Origin of the sequence: Streptomyces vinaceus (genome assembly GCF_008704935.1) — a bacterium.
Taxonomy (GTDB): domain Bacteria; phylum Actinomycetota; class Actinomycetes; order Streptomycetales; family Streptomycetaceae; genus Streptomyces; species Streptomyces vinaceus.
In genome coordinates this window covers 1,765,350-1,782,155 of record NZ_CP023692.1, presented here as the reverse complement: position 1 = coordinate 1,782,155, position 16,806 = coordinate 1,765,350, and the positions used below count along the sequence as shown (strand labels likewise).

Annotated in this window: 12 protein-coding genes; 8 read left to right on the top strand and 4 right to left on the bottom strand. The window is 72.4% G+C overall.

Annotated elements, in window-relative coordinates:
• The first annotated feature begins 6 nt into the window (after positions 1-6).
• The 6 genes from CP980_RS07805 to CP980_RS07780 all read left to right on the top strand — a co-directional run bounded on the left by CP980_RS07805 (position 7) and on the right by CP980_RS07780 (position 6,565).
• On the top strand, positions 7-558 hold the full coding sequence (locus CP980_RS07805) for an HAD family hydrolase (protein WP_189998943.1): 552 nt from the start codon (positions 7-9) through the stop codon (positions 556-558).
• Positions 559-704: 146 nt separating this feature from the next.
• The gene (locus CP980_RS07800; protein ID WP_150527827.1) at positions 705-2,447 is read left to right on the top strand and encodes an ABC transporter substrate-binding protein; all 1,743 of its coding nucleotides are present in this window, start codon (positions 705-707) and stop codon (positions 2,445-2,447) included.
• Positions 2,448-2,467: 20 nt separating this feature from the next.
• Entirely contained in the window at positions 2,468-3,487 is a 1,020-nt protein-coding gene (locus tag CP980_RS07795; protein WP_229907191.1) for an ABC transporter permease, read from the top strand.
• Complete coding sequence (locus CP980_RS07790; protein WP_132759106.1) at positions 3,484-4,470, top strand: ABC transporter permease; 987 nt, start codon at positions 3,484-3,486, stop codon at positions 4,468-4,470. Before CP980_RS07795 ends, CP980_RS07790 begins: the two co-directional genes overlap by 4 nt.
• Positions 4,470-5,531 carry an ABC transporter ATP-binding protein gene (locus tag CP980_RS07785; protein ID WP_132759105.1) on the top strand — a complete coding sequence of 354 codons (1,062 nt, stop codon included), beginning with the start codon at positions 4,470-4,472 and terminating at the stop codon, positions 5,529-5,531. Before CP980_RS07790 ends, CP980_RS07785 begins: the two co-directional genes overlap by 1 nt.
• A gap of 98 nt (positions 5,532-5,629) precedes the next feature.
• On the top strand, positions 5,630-6,565 hold the full coding sequence (locus tag CP980_RS07780; protein WP_167535947.1) for an ABC transporter ATP-binding protein: 936 nt from the start codon (positions 5,630-5,632) through the stop codon (positions 6,563-6,565).
• Positions 6,566-6,642: 77 nt separating this feature from the next.
• Here the strand turns inward: CP980_RS07780 and CP980_RS07775 are convergent, their stop codons facing one another.
• A complete protein-coding gene (locus CP980_RS07775; RefSeq protein ID WP_150527825.1) occupies positions 6,643-8,709 on the bottom strand; it encodes a S9 family peptidase in 2,067 nt (688 codons plus the stop codon).
• A gap of 98 nt (positions 8,710-8,807) precedes the next feature.
• Between CP980_RS07775 and CP980_RS07770 the strand changes: the two genes are divergently transcribed.
• The gene (locus tag CP980_RS07770) at positions 8,808-10,355 is read left to right on the top strand and encodes an MFS transporter (RefSeq protein WP_229907190.1); all 1,548 of its coding nucleotides are present in this window, start codon (positions 8,808-8,810) and stop codon (positions 10,353-10,355) included.
• A gap of 7 nt (positions 10,356-10,362) precedes the next feature.
• On the opposite strand, the gene CP980_RS07765 is transcribed toward CP980_RS07770, so the two are convergent.
• From CP980_RS07765 to CP980_RS07755, 3 genes are all read right to left on the bottom strand, one after another.
• Positions 10,363-11,760, bottom strand: coding sequence for a cytochrome P450 (locus CP980_RS07765; RefSeq protein ID WP_150527824.1), 1,398 nt, complete (start codon positions 11,758-11,760; stop codon positions 10,363-10,365).
• A 225-nt stretch (positions 11,761-11,985) separates the two neighbouring features.
• The gene (locus CP980_RS07760) at positions 11,986-13,515 is read right to left on the bottom strand and encodes a helix-turn-helix domain-containing protein (RefSeq protein ID WP_132759100.1); all 1,530 of its coding nucleotides are present in this window, start codon (positions 13,513-13,515) and stop codon (positions 11,986-11,988) included.
• Between the two features lie 145 nt (positions 13,516-13,660).
• Positions 13,661-15,598, bottom strand: a complete 1,938-nt coding sequence (locus CP980_RS07755) for an amidohydrolase (RefSeq protein ID WP_167535805.1) — start codon at positions 15,596-15,598, stop codon at positions 13,661-13,663.
• A 103-nt stretch (positions 15,599-15,701) separates the two neighbouring features.
• On the opposite strand from CP980_RS07755, the gene CP980_RS07750 reads away from it, so the two are divergent.
• Positions 15,702-16,730: a LacI family DNA-binding transcriptional regulator gene (locus CP980_RS07750; RefSeq protein WP_229907418.1), complete on the top strand. Its 1,029-nt coding sequence runs from the start codon at positions 15,702-15,704 to the stop codon at positions 16,728-16,730.
• Positions 16,731-16,806 lie beyond the last annotated feature (76 nt).

The following is a 16,806-nucleotide window of genomic DNA, read 5'->3' as shown; positions in this document are numbered from 1 at the left end:
TGCAAGATGAACTACGGCCTGCACCAGGATTTGCCGAACGAAGAGGTGTGGATCACATACCGGCGCCCCCGGCCGCCCCAGCGCCTACCCTGTGGGAATGATCAAGCCGGTAGAGCTCGTGATATTCGACTGCGACGGCGTCCTCGTCGGGACACCGAGCGCCTCGCCGTCCGCCTCCAGGTCGAGCTCGGGGCCGAGCTGGGCTGGCCGCTGACCGAGGACGAGGTCGTCGAGCGCTTCATCGGGCGTTCCGAGGAGTCGATCGTCGGGCAGATCGCGGAGCGGCTCGGCGTGCAGAGCGCCCGCCTGTGGTGGAAGCTGCTCATCCAGCGGCACCGCGACGCCGTCGACCTCGCACTGGAGCCCGTGGCGGGACTGCCCGAGGCGCTGGAGGGGATCGCCGCCCTCGCCCTGGCGACCTGCGTCGCTTCCAGCGGCTCGCACGAGAAGATCCTCCGTGCCGCCCGCCGGATGGGCGTCGACCCGGTGGCGTGCGTGGTGGTCGAGGACAGTGGCCCCGGCGTACGGGCGGCCAGGGAGCTGCTCGCCACGCGCTGACCCTCCCCTGCGCGGCCCCAACACCGTTGCAGGGAACCGGATTTGGACACGGCTGGATAACGGAGGTGCCTACCTCTTGTCAGTACAATTTCACATTACTATGTTACCGGTCACATCATAGAGCGCGGCCCTTCACTGGAGTGACCATGACCAAGCGCACCCAACTCGCCCTCGCCACCACTCTCGTGGCGGCACTCGCACTCGGTGCCTCGGGCTGCTCCGACCCCAAGAAGGGCTCCGCGGCCGCCGGTGCGAGCAACCCCGCCGCCGCCAACGACGGCAAGGTCCTCGGCGGCACCCCGGTCAAGGGCGGGACCCTGGCCGTCCTGTCCAACCAGGACTTCTCCCACCTCGACCCGGCCCGCAACTGGGTGATGCCGGCCATGGACTTCGGCACCCGCCTCCTCTACCGCACCCTCGTCACCTTCAAGGCCGAGCCCGGCAAGGGCGGCAGCGAGCTCGTCCCCGACCTCGCCACCGACCTCGGCACCCCCTCCAACGGCGGCAAGACCTGGACGTTCACCCTCAAGGAGGGCGTGAAGTACGAGGACGGCACGCCCATCAAGGCGCAGGACGTCAAGTACAACGTCGAGCGCTCCTTCGCCCCCGACCTGACGGGCGGCCCCGACTACGCCGCCCAGTACCTGGCCGGCGGCGAGGGCTACAAGGGTCCGCTCCAAGGGCAGCACCTCGACTCCGTCAAGACCCCCGACGACCGCACCATCGTCTTCGAACTGAAGCGCCCGGTGGCCGAGTTCTCCGCCACCGCCACCCTCCCGACCTTCGCCCCGGTCCCGCAGTCCCAGGAGAAGGGCACCCAGTACGACACCCGGCCGTTCTCCTCCGGCCCGTACAAGATCGAGTCGTACGACCGCGACAAGAAGCTCGTCCTCGTCCGCAACGAGCACTGGGACCCGAAGACCGACACCGTCAGAAAGGCCTACCCGGACAAGTACGTCGTGGTCATGGGCCTCAAGGGCGGCCAGATCGACGACCGGATCATCGCGGGCGAGGGCGCCGACGCCTCCGCCGTCCAGTACATGGACATGCGCCCCGAGAGCGCCCCCAAGGTGCTGCCGAAGCCGGAGGTCAAGGCGCGCCTGCTGGCCGAGTCCCAGGGCTGTACCGAGATGCTCTCCCTCAACAACTCCCGGGCGCCGTTCAACGATCCCAAGGTCCGCGAAGCCATGCAGTACGCCGTGGACAAGGAGGCGGTGATCACCGCGGGCGGCGGCCCGGCGCTCAACGAGGTCGCCACCGCCTACCTTCCCCCGGCGCTCTCCGGCGGCAAGCAGGCCGACACCCTCAAGATCGCCCCGGCGGGAGACCCGGCCAAGGCCAAGGAACTCCTCAAGGCCGCCGGCAAGGAGTCGCTGAAGGTCTCCCTCGCGGTCTCCACCGGCGACAAGGGCAAGGCCGAGGCCATCCAGCAGGGCCTGTCCCGCGTCGGCATCGAAGTCGTCGTCGACACCATCGACCCGGGCGCGTACTACGACGTCATCGGCGACCTCTCCACCACCCCCGACATGACGCTGTCCGGCTGGTGCCCCGACTACCCCTCCGGCTCCACCTGGATCCCCTTCGTCTTCGACGGACGCACCATCAAGGAGAAGGGCAACCAGGGCAACAACAGCCAGTTCCGCGACGAGGCCACCATGAAGCGGATCGACGAGATCAACGCCATGGCCGACGCCAAGCAGGCCAACCAGGCCTGGATCGACCTCGACGCCGAGATCATGAAGAAGTCCCCGGCCGTCCCGGTCCTGCTGGAGCGCAAGCCGCTGCTCGTCGGCCCCAACATCGCCGGCGCCTACGGCCACCCCGTGTGGACCGGCACCATCGACTACGCCACCGTCGGCCTCAAGGACCCCTCGAAGAGCCAGGGCTGAGGGACACGGACCCCGACACCATGACCACCACCGCACCCGGAGCCGAAGCCGGGCCCGGAGCCGAAGCCGGGCCCGGAGCCGACGGAGGGCCCGTGGCGTCAGCCGGGCCCCGGGCGACAGCCGGCCCCGCGGCGGCAGCCACCGGCAGCAGCCCCTGGCAGCTCGCCCGGCGCGAGCTGCGCCGCCGCCCCGCCGTCCGCGTCAGCCTCTGCGTCGTCCTCCTCTTCGTCCTGATGGCCGCCACCGCGCCCTGGCTGGGCGCCCTCGGCGGCTGGTCACCCGAGGAGTTCGACAAGGCCGCCGTCGACCCCTACCTCGGCGGCCAGCCCCTCGGCCCCCTCGGCGGGATCAGCCCCGAGCACTGGCTCGGCGTCGAACCCGTCACCGGCCGGGACCTGTTCGCCCGCGTCGTCCACGGAGCCCAGGTCTCCCTCCTCATCGCCTTCGCCGCGACCGCCATCGTTGTCGTCGCGGGCACCGCGGCAGGGATCGCCGCCGGCTACTTCGGCGGCCGCACCGACACGCTCCTGTCCCGCCTGATGGACCTGACCATGTCCTTCCCCTCGCTCATCTTCATGATCGCGATGCTGTCGGTGGCCAAGGACGTCAACCGGATCGTGCTCATGACCGCCGTCATCGGCGTCTTCGGCTGGCCCGGCGTCGCCCGCGTCGTCCGCGGCCAGACCCTCTCCCTCAAACACCGCGAATACGTGGACGCCGCCCGCGTCGGCGGGGCCGGCTCCTGGCGGATCCTGACCCGCGACATCCTCCCCGGAGTCTCCGGCCCGGTCATCGCCTACACCACCCTGCTCATCCCCGGCATGATCAGCACCGAGGCCGCGCTCAGCTACCTCGGCGTGGGCGTCCGCCCGCCGACCCCCTCCTGGGGCCAGATGATCGCCGAGTCCGTCGCCTTCTACGAGACCGACCCCATGTACTTCGTCATCCCGAGCACCTTCCTCTTCCTCGCGGTACTCGCCTTCACCCTGCTCGGCGACGCCCTGCGCGACATCCTCGACCCGAGGGGCGGCCGCAGTTGATCCTCTACCTCGCGCGCCGGCTGCTCGCCCTCGCGGGCGTCCTGCTCGCCATCGCCGCCGTCACCTTCCTCATCTTCTACGTCCTGCCCACCGACCCGGCCGCGGCCGCCTGCGGCAAGACCTGCAGCGCCGAACGGCTGGCCGACGTACGGGAGTACCTGGGCCTGGACCAGCCGATATGGCGGCAGTTCGCCGACTTCCTCACCGGCATCTTCACCGGCCGCACCCTCGGCACCGGCCAGTACGCCGTCCAGTGCGACTTCCCGTGCCTCGGCTACTCGTACGAGAACTCCCTGCCCGTGTGGGACCTGCTGATGGACCGCCTCCCGGTCTCCGCCTCCCTCGCCGTCGGCGCCGCCGCGCTGTGGCTGCTGCTCGGCCTCGGCGCCGGGGTCACCGCCGCCCTGCGCAAGGACACCGCCACCGACAAGGCCCTGATGGTCGGCGCGGTCGCCGCCGCCTCGCTGCCCGTCTACTTCACCTCCGTGATGCTCATCTACGGGGTCATCCGGGTCGCCGGGCTGCTGCCCTACCCCACCTACCAGGCCTTCACCGACAACCCGTTCGCCTGGGCGACCAACCTGCTGCTGCCCTGGACCGCGCTCGCCCTGCTCTACGCCGCCATGTACGCCCGCCAGAGCCGCGGCTCGATGATCGAGGCGATGGCCGAGCCGTACATCCGTACCGCCCGCGCCAAGGGGATGCCCGAGCGCACCGTCGTCGTCAAGCACGGCCTGCGCTCCGGGATGACCCCGATCCTCACCATCTTCGGCATGGACCTCGGCGGGCTGCTCGCCGGAGCCGTCATCACCGAGTCCATCTTCGGACTCCCGGGCATCGGGCGGCTGTTCTACGGGGCCCTGGTCAGCTCGGACCAGCCGGTGGTCCTCGGGGTCACCCTGCTCGCCGCCTTCTTCATCGTCGTCGCCAACCTCGTCGTCGACCTCCTGTACGCCGTCATCGACCCGAGGGTGAGGTACTGATGGGCGCCCCCGCCGCCCCCCTGCTGGAGGTGCGCGACCTGCGCGTCACCTTCACCACCCCGCGCGGCCCCGTACGGGCCGTCGACTCGCTCGGCTTCACGGTCGAGGCCGGGCGGACACTCGGCATCGTCGGCGAGTCCGGATCCGGCAAGTCCGTCACCTCGCTCGCCGTCATGGGCCTGCACCGGGGCGCCGAGGTCGGCGGCTCCATCGCACTCGCCGGGCAGGAGCTCACCGGCATGTCCGAGAAGGAGCTGTCCCGGCTGCGCGGCCGGAAGATGGCCATGATCTTCCAGGACCCCCTGTCCAGCCTGCACCCCTATTACACGGTCGGCGAGCAGATCGCCGAGCACTTCCGCGTCCACTTCAAGGCAGGGCGGGCCGCCGCGCGCAAACGGGCCGTCGACATGCTCGGCGAGGTCGGTATCCCGGAACCGGCCCGCCGCGCGGGGGAGTACCCGCACCAGTTCTCCGGCGGCATGCGCCAGCGCGCGATGATCGCCATGGCCCTGGCCTGCGAGCCCGATCTGCTGATCGCCGACGAGCCCACCACGGCCCTCGACGTGACCGTGCAGGCGCAGATCCTCGAACTCATCGCCCGGCTCCAGCAGGAGCGCGGCCTGGGCGTCGTGATGATCACCCATGACCTGGGGGTCGTCGCCCGCGTCGCCCACGAGGTACTGGTCATGTACGGGGGCCGGGCCGCCGAACAGGCCGGGGTCGACGAGCTGTTCGCCGGTCCGGCCCATCCGTACACCCGGGGCCTGCTCGACTCGCTGCCCCGGCTCGACGACGCCGACGACGAGCCGCTGCGGGCCATTCCCGGCTCCCCGCCCTCCCTGCTCACCCCCGCCCCGGGGTGCGCCTTCGCCCCGCGCTGCGGCCTCGCCGCCGCGGCCACCCCGCAGCAGCGCGGCCGCTGCGCCGGCGAGCGCCCCGAGCTGCTGCCCCAGGGCGGCGGCCCGCGCGCCGCTGCCTGTCATCTCGCGGGGGCCGGCGGGTCAGCCGCGACCGCCGAGTCCGTACCGACCCCGACGAGTGCTCCGGAGGCGACCCGATGACCGTAGAGGCCCGCCCCCCGGACACCACCGCACGCGCGGAGGGGACCGGGAGGGAACCGGCCCCGCCCGGGCCGCTGCTCTCCGTACGCGACCTGACCATGACCTTCCCCGGCAGACGCTCCGCGTCCGGCCGCCGGGGGGCGCCCGTGCGCGCCGTCGACGGGGTCTCCTTCGACCTCGCGCCGGGCGAAACCCTCGGTCTGGTCGGGGAGTCGGGCTGCGGGAAGTCCACCACCGGCCGGATGCTGGTCCGGCTGCTGGAGCCCACGTCCGGCGCCGTCACCTTCGACGGGCGGGACATCACGAGGCTCTCGCAGCGGGCGATGCGCCCGCACCGGCGCCACCTCCAGATGGTCTTCCAGGACCCGCACTCCTCCCTCAACCCCCGCCAGAGCGTGGCCCGGATCATCTCCGACCCGCTGCTGGTGCAGGGCTGGTCGGCCTCCGACGCCCGGCGCCGGGCGGCCGAGCTCATGGAGCTGGTCGGGCTGATCCCGGAGCACATCGACCGCTATCCGCACGAGTTCTCCGGCGGCCAGGCGCAGCGCATCGGGATCGCCCGCTCGCTGTCCACCAGCCCCCGCCTGGTCGTCGCCGACGAGCCGGTCTCCGCCCTCGACGTGTCCGTTCAGGCGCAGATCGTCAACCTGATGGAGCGACTGCGCCGCGAACTGGACCTGGCGTACGTGTTCATCGCGCACGACCTGTCGGTGGTCAAACGGGTCAGCGACCGGGTCGCCGTCATGTACCTCGGCCGGATCGTCGAGATCGGCGAGAAGCGGGCCCTGTACGAGAGCCCCCAGCACCCGTACACCCGCGCCCTGCTGTCCGCCGTACCGCTGCCGGACCCGGCGGCCGAGCGGCGCCGCGAGCGGATCGTGCTGCTGGGCGATCCGCCGAGCCCGGCCGCCCCGCCCCCGGGCTGCACGTTCCATCCGCGCTGCCCGAAGGCGCAGGAGGTCTGCCGCACCGAGCGCCCCCTGCTGCGGATCGCCGCCTCCCGCGAGGTGGCCTGCCACTTCCCCGGTGACTGACGGGGATCCAGGGGAAGAAGGAGGACCCCGGGCCGACACGATCGGCCCGGGGTCCTCCCGCCGTTGCGGGGCGGCCCTCAGGCGAGTTCCCGGCGGAAGAACTCCAGTTCCAGCGCCGTGATCTTCTCCCGGGTGCCGTTCGGGGTCATGTGCGTGACCCCGGGGAGGGCCAGGAGCTGGTGCGGGCGGCCCGTGTCGGTCAGGGCCCGGGACAGGCGCAGGGTGTGCGAGGGGTGCACGTTGTCGTCGGCCAGGCCCGTGATCAGCAGCAGCGGCCGGGCCAGGTTCGGGGCGTCGGGCAGGAGGGAGTCCCGCTCGTAGACGTCCGGGTGGTCCTGGGGGAGTCCCAGGTACCGCTCGGTGTACGCCGTGTCGTACTGCCGGAAGTCGGTCGGCGCGGCCCCGGCGGCCGCCGCGTGGAACACGTCGGGGCGGCGCAGCACCGCCATCGCGGAGAGGTAGCCGCCGTACGACCAGCCGCGCACCCCGACCCGGCCGAGGTCCAGGTCCGGGTGGCGCAGGGCCAGGGCGTGCAGGGCGGCGACCTGGTCGTCCAGGGTGACTTCGGAGAACCCGCGGTACATGGCGTGGGTGAAGGCGGGGGAGACGTAGGGGGTGCCGCGGTTGTCGACCGTGACCACCGCGAAGCCGCGGTCGGCCCACCACTGGCGCTGCTGCCAGCGGCGCGGCTCGGCGCAGACGTCCTGGTACCCGGGGCCGCCGTAGCCGTCCATCAGGACGGGCAGCCGCCGGCCCGGGACATGGCCGCGGGGGAGCACCAGCGCGGTCGGGAGGCCGTGCTCGGTGACCCGCTCCAGCACCGGGACCACCCGGTAGGGCAGCGGGGCGGACAGGTCCGCCGGTACGAACTCGCGCCCGTCGGCGGTGCGTACGGTCCGCCGCACCCCGTCGGCGTCGGCGGTGGTCAGCAGCAGCGTCCCGGCCGAGGCCTGCGCCCCGTGCACCCCGGGTCCGTCGGCGACCGGGGTCAGCTCACCGGTGTCGGGGTCGAGCAGGAGCACCTGCTGCTCGGAGGGGTCGCGCTGCCCGGCCTCGATCAGCAGCCGGTCCTGGTGGACCCCGGCCACGCGGCGGACCTGGATCCCCTCCCCGGTCAGGAGCTTCCCGTCGAGGGCGAGGGCGCGCGCGGCGCCGCCCGGGGTGTCGGCGCCGGTGAGCATCCGCCCGTCGGCGAGCCGGGCCGGGGTGCCCGGCAGCGGGTCGACCCAGAGCGGGTGCACGGTACGGGACAGCTCCCGGGTACGGCCGGTGGCCGGATCGGCGGTGAGCAGCAGCACGTTCTGCTGGAGCCGGTCCTGGACGGTCAGCAGGATCTCCGTCTCCGACTCCCAGCCCGCGTCGGAGACGTACGGGTACGCGGCCGCGTCCCAGTCGAGCCGGACCCGGGCGCCGTCCGGGCCGAGCACCCACAGCTGGACCTCGGCGTTGGGCCCGCCGGCCTCGGGGTACGCGAAGTCCTCGGGCGGGAGCTCGGGGTGCGCGGGGTCGGCGAAGTGGCGCCGCTGGAGGGCGGATTCGTCCACGCGGGCCGCCAGCAGGGTCTGCCCGTCGGGGGACCACCAGTGGCCCCGGTCCCGGTCCAGCTCCTCGGCGGCGGCGAACTCCGCGAGGCCCCAGCGGGCACCGTCGGCGGGGCTGACCCGGCCGCCGGGGTGGACGTACAGGGCGTCGTCGCTGACGTACGCGGTGCGGGAGCCGTCGGCGTTGGGGCGCGGGTCGAGGGCCGGTCCGGCGGCCGGGATCTCCTCGGGCCGGCCCTTCCCCCCGGCGCCGCCTTCGCAACTCACCCGGTACAGGCGCCCGTACAGCGGGAACACCGCGCTGCGGCCGTCGCCGGAGAGCGCGTACGAGCCGATCCCGGCGGCCACGAGCCGGATCCGCTCGCGCAGCCGGCGCTCGGCGACCGGGAGGGTGCCCGGTTCGGGGGAGAGCGCCCGGGGGTCGGCGAGCCGGGTTTCGGCGCCGGTGGCGGTGTCGAGGACCCACAGGCTGTCGAAGGCGTCGGTGGGGCCGGTGGAGCGGAGGAACCAGAGCAGCCGGCCGTCGTCCCCGAAGGAGAACGCGCGCGGGGCGCCGTAGGTGAAGCGGCCGGTGCTCGCGGAGAGCCTGAGGAAGTCATCCATGATCCGAAGTGTGTCATGTGAAATGGCACACTGTACATGTCATGCGCGCTAGGCCATTCGAGTGGTGTGCCCCCGGGAGCAGGTTTAGCGTCGAAAAGGTGGATGGGAACGCAACGCCGATCAGCAACGGGACCGACGGCAAGGTCCGAGGAAGCGGCAACGGGCTCGCGCTGTTCGTCATCGCGTCCTGCCAGCTCATGGTCGTTCTCGACATCACCATCGTGAACATCGCGCTCCCGCACATCCAGACGGCCCTCGGCTTCTCCACCGAAAGCCTGTCCTGGGTCGTCAACGCGTACACCCTCACCTTCGGCGGCCTGCTCCTGCTGGGCGGACGCACCGGCGACATCCTCGGCCGCAAACGCGTGTTCATCTCCGGCGTGCTGCTCTTCGGCCTGGCCTCGATGCTGGGCGGACTCGCGCAGAACGAGGGCCAGCTGATGGGCGCCCGGGCCCTCCAGGGCGTCGGCGCCGCCATCGCCTCCCCGACCGCGCTGGCGCTGATCTCCACCACCTTCCGCGAAGGCCCGGCCCGCAACCGGGCGTTCGGCGTGTTCGCCGCCGTCTCGGCGGGCGGCGGCGCGATCGGACTGCTGGCCGGCGGCATCCTCGTCGAATGGCTCAGCTGGCGCTGGGTGCTCTTCGTCAACGTCCCCATCGCCCTGGCCATCGCCTTCATGGCCAGGCGGGTCATCCGCGAATCCGAACGCCACCCCGGACACTTCGACCTCGCCGGCGCACTCCTGTCCACCCTGGGCATGATCACGCTCGTCTACGGCTTCATCCGCGCCGCCGAGGAGGGGTGGACCGACCCGATCACCCTCGGTTCCTTCGGGGCGGCCGTGGTCCTGCTCCTGCTGTTCTTCCTCAACGAGCGGCGTTCGCCGCAGCCGATCACGCCGCTGCACATGTTCGCCGACCGCAACCGGGCCGGGTCCTACGGGATCATGCTCTTCCTCGCCTGCGCGATGTTCGGCATGTTCTTCTTCCTGACCCTGTTCGTGCAGAACGTGCTGGGGTTCAGCCCGCTGGAGGCGGGCCTCGCCTTCCTGCCGGTGAGCGTCGTCATCGCCGTCGGCGCGGGCATCACCTCCCAGCTGCTGCCGAAGTTCGGGCCGAAACCCTTCATGGTGACGGGCGCGCTGTGCTCGGCGGCCGGCCTGGCCTGGCTGACGCAGACCGACATCCACTCCACCTACCTCGGCAGCATCCTGGGTCCGATGCTCGTGTTCAGCCTCGGCATGGGCATGCAGTTCGTCTCGCTGACCCTGATGGCCCTGTCCAACGTCGCCGACCGGGAATCGGGCGCGGCCTCCGGTCTGCTCAACACGACGCAGCAGGTGGGCGGATCGCTCGGACTGTCCATCCTGGTCACCGTCTTCGGCACGGCCAGCCGCAACGAGGCGCACGACCAGGTCCCGGCCTTCCTGAGCCAGGCCGACGCGGCCCAGAAGAGCATGTTCCTGCGGACCGGCCGGCTGCCGGACCCGTGGGGCGACCAGGTGCTCACCTCCGGTGTGAGCGCCGCGTTCATCGTCGCGGCCTGCTTCGCCCTCATCGCGGCGGTCATCGCGCTGTTCGCGATCCAGGTCCGCCCCTCGGACCTGGAACGCCTCAAGGGCAACCACGCGCCCGCCGCGGTCTGAGGACGGCTTACCGCCCGGCGCCCCGGATCCGGCAGCGGACCGGGCCCTGCGCCTGGAGGGTGATCCCGGCGCCGAGCGGCACGTCGGTGTCCACGGCCTCGAACGCGTACGCGCGCAGGATCATCGCCAGCGCGACGACCGACTCCAGCATCGAGAAGTGCTGCCCGATACAGGCGCGCGGGCCGCCACCGAAGGGGAACCAGGCGTAGCGGGGGCGCCCGGCCTCCGCCTCCGGAGTGAAGCGGTCCGGGTCGAAGCGGTCCGGGTCCGGCCAGTAGCGCGGATGGCGGTGCGTCACCCACGGGGCCAGGATCACGTCCGCGCCCGCCGGGATGGTCAGCCCGCCGACCTCGGTGGCCGCGACCGCGCGGCGGCCGATGACCGGGGCCGCCGGGTAGAGCCGCATCGCCTCCTTGAGGACCCGCGTGAGGTAAGGGAGCCGGTCGAGGTCGGCCGCCTCGGGCGTACGGTCGCCCAGGACGCGGGAGATCTCCTCGCGGGCCAGGGCCTGCTGCTCGGGGTGGCGGGCCAGCAGGTGCAGGGAGAAGGCGAGCGAGGTGGCGGTCGTCTCGTGCCCGGCGAGCAGGAAGATCAGCACCTGGTCGCGCAGTTCGGCCGCGTCGAACTCCCCGTCGTCCGTGCTGGAGGCGGCGGCGAGCAGTCCGAGCAGGTCCTCGCCGGGGCCGTCGCCCGCGTCCGTACCGCCACCGCGCCGGGCGGCGATGATGGAGTCGCACACCGCGTACAGCTCGTCCATCGCGGCGGCCGCCCGCCTGTTGCCCGGAGTGGGCCAGCTGCGGGGGATGTTGGCGGGGGAGTAGCCGCGGCGCAGCACGTACTCGGTGATGACCGGAAAACACCGGTCGACGACGTCGACGGTGGCCTCCACGTCGGTGCCGAAGAGGATGCGGGCGACCGCGCGCAGGGCGAGCCGCGTCATCTCCTCGCCGACGTCGACCACGCCGCCCCGGACCCCTTCCCAGCCCGCGACGACGGCCCGGGTCTCGGCGGCGACGGCTCCGGCGTACCCGTCGACCCGGCGCTTGGTGAACAGCGGCTGGACGAGCCGGCGCTGGCGCAGGTAGTCCTCGTCCTGGCTGGTCAGCAGCCCGTTGCCGAAGGAGTCCCGGACCTCCTGGTAGAAGGCGTTGTCCTTGCGGAAGTTGGCCGACTCCGAGGCCAGGACCTGCTGCGCGCCCTCGGCGGAGAAGACCGCGTAGAGCTCGGCGCGCAGCCCGGGCGGGCCCGCGGTGATCCGTACGACGTCTCCGTGCCGCTGCTGGGCGCGCAGGTAGGTCCCGAGCGAGTCCGACGTCAGGTCCAGGAGGGAGCCGAGCAGCGGGACCCCGCCGAGCGTCGGAACCTCCGTACCGCTTCCGGACCCCGTCCCTGTTTCCACTGCCATGGCCGCCCCCTCGACACCACCCGTACCGACGCCCCCGATTCTGCCCGCCGGACACCCGCCCCGCCGAGCACGCCCGACGCGACCGGCGGGATCCGGCCGGATCCGGCGTCCGGCCCTCTGACGGGCCGGGCGATCACGCGCTGGGCGCGCTGGCTGTGGGACGAGGCCCCGCCGATCCCCGCGGGCGGGGATCGGCGGGGCCTCGGAGTCGACGCCGGACCGGGACTAGATGTCGCGGAAGATTTCGATCTGGGCGCCCACCGAGTTGAGGCGTTCCGCGAGTTCCTCGTAGCCGCGGTTGATGACGTAGACGTTGCGCAGCACCGAGGTGCCTTCGGCCGCCATCATCGCCAGGAGGACGACCACCGCCGGGCGGAGGGCCGGCGGGCACATCATCTCCGCCGCGCGCCAGCGCGTCGGGCCCTCGACCAGGACGCGGTGGGGGTCCAGGAGCTGGAGGCGGCCGCCGAGGCGGTTGAGGTCCGTCAGGTAGATGGCCCGGTTGTCGTACACCCAGTCGTGGATCAGCGTCTGGCCCTGGGCCGAGGCCGCGATGGCCGCGAAGAACGGGACGTTGTCGATGTTCAGCCCGGGGAAGGGCATCGGGTGGATCTTGTCGATCGGGGCTTCGAGCTTCGAGGGGCGGACCGTCAGGTCGACCAGGCGGGTGCGGCCGTTGTCCGCCGTGTACTCCGCCGAGCGGTCGTGGTCGAGGCCCATCTCCTCCAGTACCGCGAGCTCGATCTCCATGAACTCGATCGGGACCCGGCGGATCGTCAGCTCCGACTCCGTGACCACCGCGGCCGCGACCAGGCTCATCGCCTCGACCGGGTCCTCGGAGGGGGAGTAGTCCACGTCCACGTCGATGTTCGGGACGCCGTGGACCGTCAGCGTCGTCGTGCCGATGCCCTCCACGCGCACACCGAGCGCCTCCAGGAAGAAGCACAGGTCCTGGACCATGTAGTTGGAGGAGGCGTTGCGGATGACCGTGGCGCCGTCGTGCCGGGCGGCGGCCAGCAGCGCGTTCTCGGTGACCGTGTCCCCGCGCTCGGTCAGCACGATCGGACGGCCGGGGGAGACCCCGGCCTCGACCTTCGCGTGGTAGATGCCCTCGGTCGCCGTGATGTCCAGGCCGAAGCGGCGCAGGGCGATCATGTGCGGCTCGATGGTCCGGGTGCCGAGGTCGCAGCCGCCGGCGTACGGCAGGCGGAACTGGTCCATCCGGTGCAGCAGCGGGCCCAGGAACATGATGATGCTGCGGGTGCGCCGGGCCGCGTCAGCGTCCATGGCGTCCATGTCGAGACGGGCCGGCGGGACGATCTCCAGGTCCACGCCCTCGTTGATCCAGCGGGTGCGGACGCCGATGGAGTTCAGGACTTCGAGGAGCCGGTAGACCTCCTCGATGCGGGCGACCCGGCGCAGCACCGTACGGCCCTTGTTGAGCAGTGAGGCGCACAGCAGCGCCACGCACGCGTTCTTGCTCGTCTTGACGTCGATGGCGCCGGACAGCCGGCGGCCGCCGACGACGCGCAGGTGCATCGGACCGGCGTAGCCCAGAGAGACGATCTCGCTGTCGAGCGCTTCACCGATTCGGGCGATCATCTCAAGGCTGATGTTCTGGTTGCCGCGCTCGATCCGGTTCACGGCGCTCTGGCTGGTGCCCAGCGCGTCCGCGAGTTGACTCTGCGTCCAGCCCCTGTGTTGCCGGGCGTCACGGATGAGCTTGCCGATGCGTACGAGGTAGTCGTCTGCCATGGATGCACCGTATCTCAGATATGAGATGTCCCCTGCGTCGGGTGTGGCAGACGGGTGTTACCGACCGTCAGATGTCCGGCGTGTCGCTTCCACCCGTCTCCCAACGCATCGTTCCAATTGTGGACATCACACTCATTATGCAGATTTAGTGGCCGCACGCGTGGTGGCGGCCACCGTGCACCGCCGCGTACGCCGCCGGGCGCGGTCCGGATCCCGCCCGCGCCGCGCGGGCCGCCGCGGCGCGGCCGGGCGCCGAGTCCGCGTCGTGCACCACCCGGCCGCCGACCAGGGTCATCCGTACGCCGGTCCCGCTGATGTCGGCCACCGGACAGCGGGTCACATCCCGGTCCAGCAGCACCAGGTCCGCCGCCTTGCCCTGCTCCACCGTTCCCGTCAGCCCCTCTTGCCTCAGCTGCCACGCCGTCCCGGCCGTGTGCATCCGCAGCACCGAGCTCCGGCTCAGCCCCTCCAGCTCCCGGTACAGCTCGCCCGTCCCGTACGCGCCCTGCCGGTCGATCGCGGTCCGCAGCTGGTTCCACACCTGGAGCGCGTCCACCGGCCAGTCCGAGCCGCCGGACAGCCGGGCACCGGCCCGCTCCAGGCTGCGCGCCGGGTACATCCACCGGTGGCGCTGCGGCCCGATGTACGGGAGCAGCGCGTCCATCGTCCAGGTGTCCTGCGCCGCCCACTGGAGCTGCATGCAGGCCGCTACGCTCAGCCGGGCGAAGCGCCGCAGGTCAGCCGGGTCCACGATCTGCAGGTGGGCGACCGCGTTGCGCGCGTCGCGCTGCCCGGTCACCCGGTGGGCGTACTCGTAACCGTCCAAAGCCGTACGTACCGCCCGGTCTCCGAGCCCGTGGGCGTGCAGCTGCCAGCCGGCCTTGTTGAACGCCGCCGTCAGCCGCCCGTAGTCGGCGGCCGAGGTGTAGAGCTCGCCCCGGTTCGCCGTGGGCCTGCCGTTCCCGTCCAGGTACGGCTCCAGCAGCGCGGCCGTCTGCGCCGGGTACTCGATGACCCCGTCGAGGAACACCTTGACCATCCCGAACCGCAGGCCCCGTACCCCCTCGAACTCCTTGCGCAGCCCGCGCGCGTACGCCAGGGCCGCCGCCGGGTCCTTGGTCTGTCCGGCGTCGAGCCGGATCGCCGGCACGATCCGCTGCGGCAGCTTCCCGGCCGCCGCCAGGGATTGGTAGAGCTCCAGCTCGTGCCGCCCGACCAGGGCGTCCATCATCGTCGTGACCCCGGACGCCGCCGCCAGCTCCAGCACCTTCGCGCAGGCCGCGACCAGTTCGTCCCGGGAGGGCTCCGGGACGTGCCGCTTCACCAGGTCCTGCGCGTCGTCCTTCAGGACGCCGGTCGGCTGCCCGTCCGAGCCCTTCACGATCCGGCCGCCGACCGGGTCCGGGGTGGCCGCCGTGATCCCGGCGATGTCCAGGGCCCGCTGGTTGGCCCAGAGGTTGTGCCCGTCGCCGCCGACCAGCGCGACCGGCCTGCGGGTCGCCAGCGCGTCCAGCATCGAGTGGTGCGGCACCGTCCCGGTCGGCAGCAGTCCGACCGGATTCCAGTCCTCCACCACCAGCCAGCGGTCCGGCTCCGCCTCCGCGCCCCCGGTGTCGGCGAGGAAGCCGGTCAGCAGCTCCCGCAGCTCGGGCAGCGTGGTCTCCGCCCCCTCCAGCGAGGGCCGCAGCGACCGGTCGCCGGCGCCCAGCGGGTGCACGTGGCCGTCGTGGATGCCGCTCATCACCGTGTTCCCGCGGGCGTCGACGACCTCGGTGTCCCGCCCGATGTGCCGGCGCACCGCCGAACCGCCCCCGGTGGCCAGGATCTTCCCGTCCCGCCCGACCGCGAGCGCCTCGACGGGCGCCCCGCCGCCCGTGGTCCCGGTGAACACCCGGGCGTTGTGGATCACCAGGGCGGCCGAGCCGCGCGAGCCGGAGCCCGAGCCCGAGCCGGTGCTCGCCGCCGCGGGCCCGGCGCCCAGCAGACCGGCCGCACCCGCTGCCCCGACGGCCCCGAGCAGGCCCCGGCGGGACAGGGGGGAAGAGAAGGAAGAAGAGGAAGAGGAAGAGGAAGAAGAGGTCATGGCCACTCCAAGGTCGGTGTGGCCAGGACACTGTTTGATTAACCCCTTAACCAGAACCCGCCGCGGCCGACGAAATCCGTACCGCCGTCCGTACGATGACCCCGTGCCCGGCCCCGGACCGACCATCGCCGACATCGCGCGCGCCGCGGAGGTCTCCACCGCGACCGTCTCGCACGCGCTGGGCGGCACCGGCCGCGTCGGCGAGTCCACCCGCCGCAGGGTCCGCGAGGTGGCGGCCGCCCTCGGCTACAGCGCCCGCCGCGGCCCGCGCACCCGTACGCTCGGCCTCGCCGTCACCACGTACGCCGGCTCCCCCTGGAACTACGTCGAGATCGCCTACTTCTCCCGGCTGCTGACCGCCGCCACCGCCGCGGCCCACGCCCGCGGCTACGCCCTCACCCTCCTGCCCGCCGACCGGGGCGCCGAGCCGCTCTGGCACGACCTCGCCGTCGACGGGATGCTGCTGCTCGACAGCCCGGCCGGCGATCCGGTGCTCCGCGCCCTGCGGGCGCGCGGTCTGCCGGTGGTCTTCGACGGCCGGCCCCCCGACCCCCGGCCCGGGGACGTGTGGGTGGACAACGACCACGAGGCCACCACCCGCGAGGTCCTCGACCACCTCGCCGCCGCCGGGGCCACGCGGATCGCGCTGCACTCCGCGTACGGCCGCGAGTACTACACCGGGGCCGTCACCTCGGCGTACGCCCGCTGGTGCGCCGAGCGCGGGATGGCCCGGCTGGTGGTCCCGTTCGACCCCGAGGACGGGGCCGGCCACGCCTTCGACCCCGTGTTCGCCGGGCCGGGCCGCCCCGGGTCCGACGCCGTGTACTGCGTGTACGACCCGGGCGGGCGCCAGGTGCTGGCCGCCGCCGCCCGGCACGGGCTGCGGATACCGCACGATCTGCTGCTCGTCTGCGCGAGTGAGGACCCCTCGTACGCGGCGGGCGACCCGCCCGTGAGCACCGTGACCCTGCGCCCGGAGGTGATCGGCGAGAGCGCCGTCGCCGCGCTGGTGGCGCTGCTGGAATCCCCGCACGCGGCGGAGCCCGGTCAGCTGACCGTCCCGGCCGCGCTGACCGTACGCACCTCTTCCCGCATACCCCCGCGGGCGGCGCCGGGCGGGCCGTCTCTGTGATCTGGCCCATGCCGTGCATGACCAGGGCGCGGCAATGCACTAGAGTTATCTCGACATCGAGATATCTGCCGAAGGC